Source organism: Eisenbergiella massiliensis, from assembly GCF_003435485.1.
This window is the reverse complement of record NZ_QVLV01000022.1, coordinates 86,363-94,802: the sequence shown is the minus strand read 5'-3', so window position 1 is coordinate 94,802 and position 8,440 is coordinate 86,363. Positions and strand designations below refer to the sequence as shown.

Genomic DNA, 8,440 nt, shown 5'->3' with positions numbered 1-8,440 from the left:
AAACCGGGTACATACCAATTTACTACAATACACAGTTATATAGACAGTCTCAAGAATCCGGCTGATGTACGGAGAACAGTATGGAGTTGAAATTTTTTCCATGGAAAACTGTTATACGAAAGTAGTGCTTACAATAAATGCGGAGGAAATGCTATGAGAAGGATTTTACTGGTGGAAGATGAAAAAATGATCCGGTATGGGATTTATGTCATGATTGAGAACAGCGGAGTCCCTTACAGTGAAATAACGGAGTGCCGCAATGGCAGGGATGCGGTTGAATGTTTGAAAAAGGACAGGTATGACCTTGTACTGACAGATATAAAAATGCCGGTAATGAGCGGGCTGGAGCTTTCAAAGTGGATATATGAAAATCTGGAAGAGGAAGAACGGCCCCTCATAGCAGCAATCAGCGGATATGCGGAATTCGAATATGTGAAGGGCATGATGAGATTTCAGGCAGTTGATTATCTGCTTAAGCCGGTGGATCGGGAGGAACTTGGAAAGATTCTCTGGCATGCTGAAGAAATTCTCCGGGCAAAAGGTGTGGAAAGTCCGGAAAAGATGAATTCCGGCAATGAAGCTGAGGTTACCGGGGTAAGCCGGTTAAAAATGCAGCGTGCGGTTGACTATATCCGGCAGAATTATGGTAAATCCATAGATATGGCTGAAGTGTCCAATCATGTTTCCATGAATTATTCCATGTTTTCAAGTACCTTTAAAGAATACACCGGGGAAAATTTCAGCACCTACTTAAGAAAGCTGCGGATTGAAAAAAGTAAAAAACTTCTCTGCAATACCGATATGAGCATTAATGAAATCTCCCAGAGGGTAGGCTTTGAAGACGCCAGGCGCTTTGCCAAGGTTTTTAAAGAGGAAACGGGAATGACGCCTACAGCCTGCAGGGAGAAAATGATGACAGAGAAAAAATAACACATAAAACAAAATCTGATCCATTTTTCCGCTGCCCTTTTTTCAATATAATAATCTCACAACGATGTCGACATCAATTTTAAAGTGATTTAAGACTATGTATCAGGAAAGGGAGTAGAAAAAGTGAAAGCAAAAAAATGGTTAGCATGGATACTGGCCGGTTGTCTGGGAATAAGCTGTCTGGCCGGCTGCGGAAATACCTCCGGCGGAGGAGATGAGACTTCTGCGGCTTCTGTTTCAACAACACAGGGAGAAGAGAAAACAAATGGTGAAACGGTTAAGCTTACAGCATTGATTTCCAAACACAGTCTCACAAAAGATGTAAATGAAATGGAATGGCTGAGGCTTCTGGAGGAAGAAAACGGAGTTGACGTGGAATGGCAGCAGATAACTGCAGACTGGGATCAGAAAAAAAGCGTTATGTTTGCAGGAGGGGATATTCCGGATATTCTGGTGAAAGCAACGGTTACCACTGATTTTGCCACCTATAACGGACTCTTTGAAAATCTGGCGCCTTACATAGATGAGGGGAAAATGCCTAATGTAGCTAAAATGTTTGAAGATCATCCTGAACTGCGGGTGCTTTGTACCGATGAAAAGGATGGAATTTACGGAATCCCTAATTACAGGAGCCTCTGGCCGAGAACAAACAGGGTTCTGTATATAAACCAGACATGGCTGGACAATCTGGGACTGCAGGTCCCCACAACAATGGATGAGCTGGAAGAGGTTCTGATTGCATTCAAGAATGGCGACCCTAACGGCAATGGTGATACGACGGATGAAATACCTTTGGATTTTTCCGGCTTTCCTACTTTTATGCTGGCCTGCTTTGGCGTTCCTATGATGAATGAAAGTGACGGCTATTTCGTGGAAGACGGCAAGGTAAAGAATTACCGTGTGGATGAACGTTATAAAACCTTTATGCAGTGGCTGCAGAAGCTGTATGGTGAGGGGGTGATTAATGAGGAAGTGATCACACAGGATTATTCCAAATTCCAGTCACTTGCCCGCGGAGAAGGAAAAACGGCCAGGGTTGGCGTCACTCTGGGCTGGGAAAGCGGTGACAGATTCGGAACGGAGGTGGCGGATCAATATACGCCGATGCCCGCACTGAAGCCTCATGCGGATTCCGATGAAAGTCAGGTTTACTGGGGCTATTATTCCGATAATAACTCTGTTAATGCCGCGACGGTAGCTTTGAGTGCAAACTGCAAAAACAAAGAGGCGGCGGTAAAGTTTATTGATGCTTTTTATGCGGAAGATATGGGAATCCAGGTGCTGTTCGGCGGTATGAATGATGTCGACAAATGTATTCAGGATAATGGAGACGGAACCTATACCGTACTGCCTCCCGCTGATTCAAGTATTGATGCAGGAACCTGGAAGTGGACAAATTCCTTTGCGGATTACAGTCCTTATTATATTCCGGACGATATGAAGGACAGACTGACTATGGGCGAAGATATGCAGAGAGTCCTGGAGGAAAGAAAGCCTCTGGAAGCGACGCTGGATATGATGGAGGAAAAGTGTGAGACTTATCCGTCCAAATTCATAACCTACACGACGGATGAAAATTCCGATCTTGCCATGGCACAGGCTAATATCAATAATATAGTGGATCAGACTTATTCCGCATGGCTCACAGAACCTTCAAGAAATATAGAAGAAGAATGGGATGCCTATGTGCAGTCTGTTTATGATATCGGCCTGACGCAGAATCTTGAGATCAGACAGGCAGCATATGAGCGATATCTGGCATCAATGGAGTAATCCGGAGAATGCAGGAGCCGGGAAAACATCTGGAAACAGTTTTCCCGGCTCTTACCAGATAAAGGACTATAAAAAACTGCATCAGCGGAGGTACGCTATGGGACGAAAAATATTGTCCGTTCTAAAAAAAGACTGGCAGCTTTGGATAATGATTTTGCCGGCGATCGTCTATATTATTATATTTTGCTATGGACCCATGTATGGAATCCAGCTTGCATTTCGCAAGTATGATTTTTCCAAGGGGTTAACCGGAGGGGACTGGGTAGGCTTCAAATATTTCATACAATATTTTGAAAGCCCCATGTTCTGGACAACGCTTCGGAATACCTTTATTATTTCCTTTTTTACTTTGATATGTGGATTTCCGGCGCCGATACTGCTGGCGCTTGTAGTAAACTCGTTAAGACAGCAGAAACTGAAAAAGGTGGTGCAGACCGCGGTTTATATGCCCTATTTTATTTCAACGGTCGTTATGGTTGCCATACTCCAGATACTGCTTTCCCCTTCTACCGGTGTGGTCAGCGGTCTGTTGAAAAGCATGCATCTGATACCACCTTCCATCAACCTTCTGGGTACACCCAGTGCTTTCGTACCGGTCTATGTTTTGTCCGGAATCTGGCAGTCGGCCGGCTGGAACAGCATTATCTTCATTGCGGCACTCTCCTCAGTGGACGGGCAGCTGTATGATGCCGCAAAGGTGGACGGTGCCAACCGCTGGCAGCAGGTAATCCATGTGGAGCTGCCGGCGCTTGTCCCCACTATTGTTATTTTGCTGATTATGAATATGGGACGTGTATTAAGTGTGGGCTTCGAAAAAGTATTTTTAATGCAGAACGATATGAACCTGCCGGTATCAGAGGTTATTTCAACTTATGTTTTTAATGTGGGCGTACAGTCGGGGCAATTCAGTTTTGGCTCTGCAGTAGGGCTCTTTAATACAGTTATAAATTTTGCTTTTCTGATGATTGCCAATATGGTATCGAAGAAGGCCGCAGATATCAGCCTGATGTAGGAGGAATAGAACATGAAAGCAGTTGGAAAGAAAATGCAGCAGAGTCTGTCAGACCGTATTTTTTATATTTTTGTAACGGCAATTGCAGTTGCTGCATTGGTGATAGTATTGTACCCCATGTACTTTATAGTGATTGCCTCCTTCAGTAATTCCAATATGGTAAATCAGGGGCTTGTAACCCTGTTCCCGAAAGATATTAATTTCTTTGGATATCGGAAAATCCTGGAGCGCATGGATTTGTGGGTGGGATACAGAAATACGATTTTGTATACGGTATGCGGAACGCTGCTGAATCTTGCGGTGACCCTTCCGGCAGCATATGTGCTGGCGCAGAGCAGGTTTCGGGCGCGCCGTTTTGTGATGACGCTTTTTGTCATCACCATGTACTTCGGCGGAGGCATGGTACCTACATATATGCTGGTTAAATCCCTGCATCTTACTAACTCACCTTTAATTATGATTGTTATGGGAGCGGTGAGTGTCTATAACGTGATTATTACAAGGACCTTTTTTGAAAATTCCATTCCAAATGAGCTGCAGGAAGCGGCAGAGCTGGATGGATGCTCCCATTTCAAATATTTTTCCGCGATTGTCCTTCCTTTGTCAAAAGCGGTTATTTCCGTAATAACACTATATTATGCGGTGGGACACTGGAATGATTTCTTCACTGCACTGCTTTATCTGAACCGGGATGAATATCAGCCACTGCAGACGGTTCTGAGAAATATACTGATCAGTAATCAGGCTATGGCAGGGACGACGGGCATGGGAGAAGGAAGCTATGCCCAGCAGTATGCGGATCAGATTAAGTTTGCCGTGATCATTGTGTCCACGATGCCGGTATTGTGTATCTATCCGTTCATTCAGAAATATTTTGAAAAGGGTGTGATGATTGGCGCCGTGAAGGGCTGATCGCAGAGGAAAGAAAATGGAAAGAGACGGAGATTTTGTCCTGCTGGAAACAGGGAAAAAAGTAAGGATTACTTATTCTGAAAAAGAAAACAGCGCAGTAAAATGTGCAGTTTCAAAGCTGGCGGAGGATATCCGAAAAGTTTGTGACTGTAACGTGGAATTGGGAAGCAGCTTTGGGAATTCTGTCTCGGAAAATGAGACGGAGATAATTATTATCACTATGGATACTCCCTGTTCTTTACAGAATATTCCGGAGGAAATGCTTCCGGCGCTGGAAAGGATTATGGACGGTCAGGGGAAGGGACGCTGGGAGGCTTATCTGCATCAGATTTATGGCAGTTCCTTTTATATTGTGGGGGCGGATCGGAGAGGAACCGTTTTTGGTATTTATGATTTAAGCGAACAGCTGGGGATTTCCCCGTGGTATTTCTGGGCTGATGTTCCGGTCAGAAAAAAGGAACGGTTTATTTTTTCAAAGGATTACAGCAAAGCGGACTGGCCTGATGTGCCTTACAGAGGAATTTTCCTGAATGACGAAGAGGAATTGGAGGCATGGTCAAAGCTGCATACGGAAGATGATACCATAGGACCGGTAACCTATGCTCATATTTTTGAACTGCTGCTCAGGTTAAAAGCGAATTATATATGGCCTGCCATGCATGTGAATTACTTTAACGGTGATCCTGAAAACGGAAAGCTTGCTGAGAAAATGGGGATTATTGTGGGAACTTCCCATTGTGATATGTTACTTCGCAGTAATCAGAATGAGTGGACGCCCTGGCTGAAGAAAAAGGGATATGAGAATATCAGATATGATTATTCACTCCCTGATAAAAACAGAGAAATAATCAAGGAGTATTGGGCGGAAAGCGTGGAGATGAACCAGGATTATGAAGTGTGCTATACCGTCGGTATGCGCGGAATCCATGATTCAGGGTTTGTAACTGAAACCATTGATCAGGACGCTTCCCTGACACCGCAAGAAAGAACGGAAAAGAAGATTAAATTGCTGGAGAAGGTGATTTGCGATCAGAGGCAGATCCTGACAGAGGTATTGGGTGAAGATAAAGGAAAGAAGGCAGTGCAGACCTTTATCCCGTATAAAGAGGTCCTGGATTTGTATGACGGCGGCCTGCAAATCCCCGAGGATGTAACCTTGATTTGGGTGGATGATAACTTTGGATATATGAGGCGCTATCCCCAAAAAGAGGAACGGAAGCGGAGAGGCGGAAATGGTCTGTATTATCATTCATCCTACTGGGCGTCCCCTGGTATGAGTTATCTTTTTTTCAACTCCATTCCTCTGGCGCAGACGGGAAATGAACTGAAAAAATGCTGGGAGCAGGGCATCAGGAAGATGTGGGTGCTGAATGTGGGAGCGCTGAAGCCCCTGGAAATAGATACGGAATTTTTCCTGCGTTATGGTTGGGAAGCCGGCCGGAAGGAAGGAGAGACAAAGGATGTAAGCCAGTTTATTTCCTGTTGGATTAACCGAAATTTTTCCGGAGATTTCGGCGTGGCGGCAGCAGATATTTATAATCGGTTTGCCCAGCTTAATAACGTATGTAAGCCGGAGCATCTGCAGTCGGATAAATTTTCGCAGGCTGCCTATGGGAATGAGGCGAAGCGCAGGTTAGACAGCCTAAAGGAATTGTCGGACAGGGCGGGTGAAATCTATCAGTGTCTTCCTGCGGAGGAAAGAGATGCCTTTTTTGAATTGTTTCTCATGAAGCTGCAGGCTTCCTACTATATAAATGCTTCTTTTTACTATGCGGACAGAAGCAGGCTTTTCTGGGAGTGGGGAGGAATGCAGGCGGCGGATGAGTATCTGGAAAAGTCAAGGCAGATGGATCGAAGAAAGCAGGAGCTGCTGTATTATTATAATCATGTGATGCAGAATGGAAAATGGGAAGGTATTTTGACCCCGGAAAGTTTTACACCGCCTCCGACGGTACTGTATCCGGCGGCCAAACCTGCTCTGGTGATTGGAGCCGCGTCTCTTGGAGCTATGTGGGAGGATAAATTTATCTTTCATCCACATGGAAGCAAAGAGAAAACAATTATCCTTTATAATAAAGGATGCGGGACGGTTGGCTTTCGGGCAGAGATTCCGGATTGGCTGGAAATCAGTGAAAAGGAAGGCAGGGCTGCTGTGGAAAAAATGCTGAGCGTCCATATCCGGGAAAGTGAACGTGCCGCATCCTTTGCAAAAGGAAGAACGGGGAAGATCGTCATTACCGGGGAAGATGGCGGCCGGTTCGAAATTGAGGTACAGGCTTTGAAGGAGGCGGCTTATTCATATACGGAGCCTTTCTACGCGGAAGCTGACGGCTGTATTTCCATTCCTGCAGAGGGATATGCGGAAAGCGTGTGTTCGAAAGAGGCCTGCTGGAGAAAAATAAAACATTTGGGAAGAGGCTGGGGAAGCGCTATGGAGGCATTCCTGGAAGCCGGTGAAGATATGGCGGCGGTATCCGGTGAGAATTTAAAAATAATGGACAGCTGTTATCTGGATTATTCTTTTTTCCTGGAAAGCAGCGGAGCTTTTCTCCTGGAAATACACCGGTTCCTCACGCTCAATCCTGTCGGGAAGGTGAGGTTTGCCATTGGAGTGGATAACGGCCGGCCGGTAATTATTGAAACTAAAACAGTGGACGAATGGAAAGGCAGCTGGAAAGAGGCGGTTATGAATGATGGGGAAAAGCTTTACACTATGCTTCCCTGGCTGCCTGCAGGTCTGCACAGATTGAAAATATATCCTGTGGATCAATACGTAACGCTGCATAAATTGGTCATTTATACCCGTAGACGGAAGGAAAGCAATTTCGGCCCGTTGGAGAGCGCTTTTTTTGATGGGACAAAATGGAAAGAAGCCGAAGACGATAGGATGCCGGAAAGTGCCAGAGAAGTTCAGGCAGCCTTTTGGCGGGAACTTTATGGCAGCCCTGCAGATAAGGAGCTGCTGCTTCCCATGTTGTATGCGGCGCCGGATTTCTGGAAAACAGAGAGACTGTATGCGCGCAGCGATGAAAAAGAGAATCGGTTGGGAAATATTAAGTACAGAACCCGGGCGGATGGTACGAAAGATGTATTTCAGGAATTTGGAAACGGACTGTTTGAGGAACAGGATGGAGTTGTGGCAATTGAGGCAGAGTATGCGTTGGAAAATTCAGAGAATGCATATTTGACGCCTTCTGTCCCGAATGGAAAATATTGCTGGAGCCACACCCAGTCAGAAACGGACGGCCGTTCAGGCCTTGCCATGATGATAGAAGGAAGGGGTAGATATTGGGAAAATCCGCAGGAAGCTCCGGGAATGCACTATCGCATCAGGATACGGGATGCCGGAAACTATTTTGTATGGCTTCTGATGAAATTTGAAGATACCGACAGCGATTCCTGCTATTTTGCGCTGGATGGTATGGTACTAGACGCGGAAAGAACCTTTTCTTCCCATGGCGGATTTTTTACCTATAGCATGAAGCAAAGGTGGCACTGGCGCGCGGCGGCTGTTATGGAAATGGATGCCGGTGTACATGTTCTATCTGTTATTGGCAGAAAATCAGGGCTTCGGATAGACCGGATTTATTTAACCCGGGAAAAGGATTGGCCGCCCGTGGATGCTGATTGGAGGGAGAGCAAGAGAAACAAAGATAATTTGGAGTAATGCAGATGTATATTGACAGCGCCGGTAACAAGTGGTACAACGTAGTCAGATAAGAAAGAGAAATACATCTCCATGGAATAACCATATAATATGATTAAACGGCGAGGGGCAGAGGATCTGACTCCTCGCTTTGTTTTGATGGTGTC

5 protein-coding genes are annotated in these 8,440 nt (G+C 45.4%); all 5 read left to right on the top strand.

What is annotated here, in order from left to right; genetic code table 11:
* The first annotated feature begins 153 nt into the window (after window positions 1-153).
* The 5 genes from DXC51_RS23205 to DXC51_RS23185 all read left to right on the top strand — a co-directional run bounded on the left by DXC51_RS23205 (window position 154) and on the right by DXC51_RS23185 (window position 8,294).
* Complete coding sequence (locus DXC51_RS23205) at window positions 154-930, top strand: response regulator transcription factor (protein WP_025490406.1); 777 nt, start codon at window positions 154-156, stop codon at window positions 928-930.
* Window positions 931-1,053: 123 nt separating this feature from the next.
* Window positions 1,054-2,703, top strand: coding sequence for an extracellular solute-binding protein (locus DXC51_RS23200; protein WP_207660873.1), 1,650 nt, complete (start codon window positions 1,054-1,056; stop codon window positions 2,701-2,703).
* Window positions 2,704-2,800: 97 nt separating this feature from the next.
* On the top strand, window positions 2,801-3,715 hold the full coding sequence (locus DXC51_RS23195) for an ABC transporter permease (protein WP_025490407.1): 915 nt from the start codon (window positions 2,801-2,803) through the stop codon (window positions 3,713-3,715).
* 12 nt (window positions 3,716-3,727) lie between these two features.
* Window positions 3,728-4,627, top strand: a complete 900-nt coding sequence (locus DXC51_RS23190; protein ID WP_025490408.1) for a carbohydrate ABC transporter permease — start codon at window positions 3,728-3,730, stop codon at window positions 4,625-4,627.
* A 16-nt stretch (window positions 4,628-4,643) separates the two neighbouring features.
* Window positions 4,644-8,294 carry a glycosyl hydrolase 115 family protein gene (locus DXC51_RS23185; RefSeq protein WP_117531116.1) on the top strand — a complete coding sequence of 1,217 codons (3,651 nt, stop codon included), beginning with the start codon at window positions 4,644-4,646 and terminating at the stop codon, window positions 8,292-8,294.
* Window positions 8,295-8,440 lie beyond the last annotated feature (146 nt).

Excerpts from the sequence above, each read along its gene's own strand:
- DXC51_RS23205 (WP_025490406.1), top strand. The coding sequence starts at position 154 with ATGAGAAGGATTTTACTGGTGGAAGATGAAAAAATGATCCGGTATGGG.
- DXC51_RS23195 (WP_025490407.1), top strand. The coding sequence starts at position 2,801 with ATGGGACGAAAAATATTGTCCGTTCTAAAAAAAGACTGGCAGCTTTGG.
- DXC51_RS23190 (WP_025490408.1), top strand. The coding sequence starts at position 3,728 with ATGAAAGCAGTTGGAAAGAAAATGCAGCAGAGTCTGTCAGACCGTATT.
- DXC51_RS23185 (WP_117531116.1), top strand. The coding sequence starts at position 4,644 with ATGGAAAGAGACGGAGATTTTGTCCTGCTGGAAACAGGGAAAAAAGTA.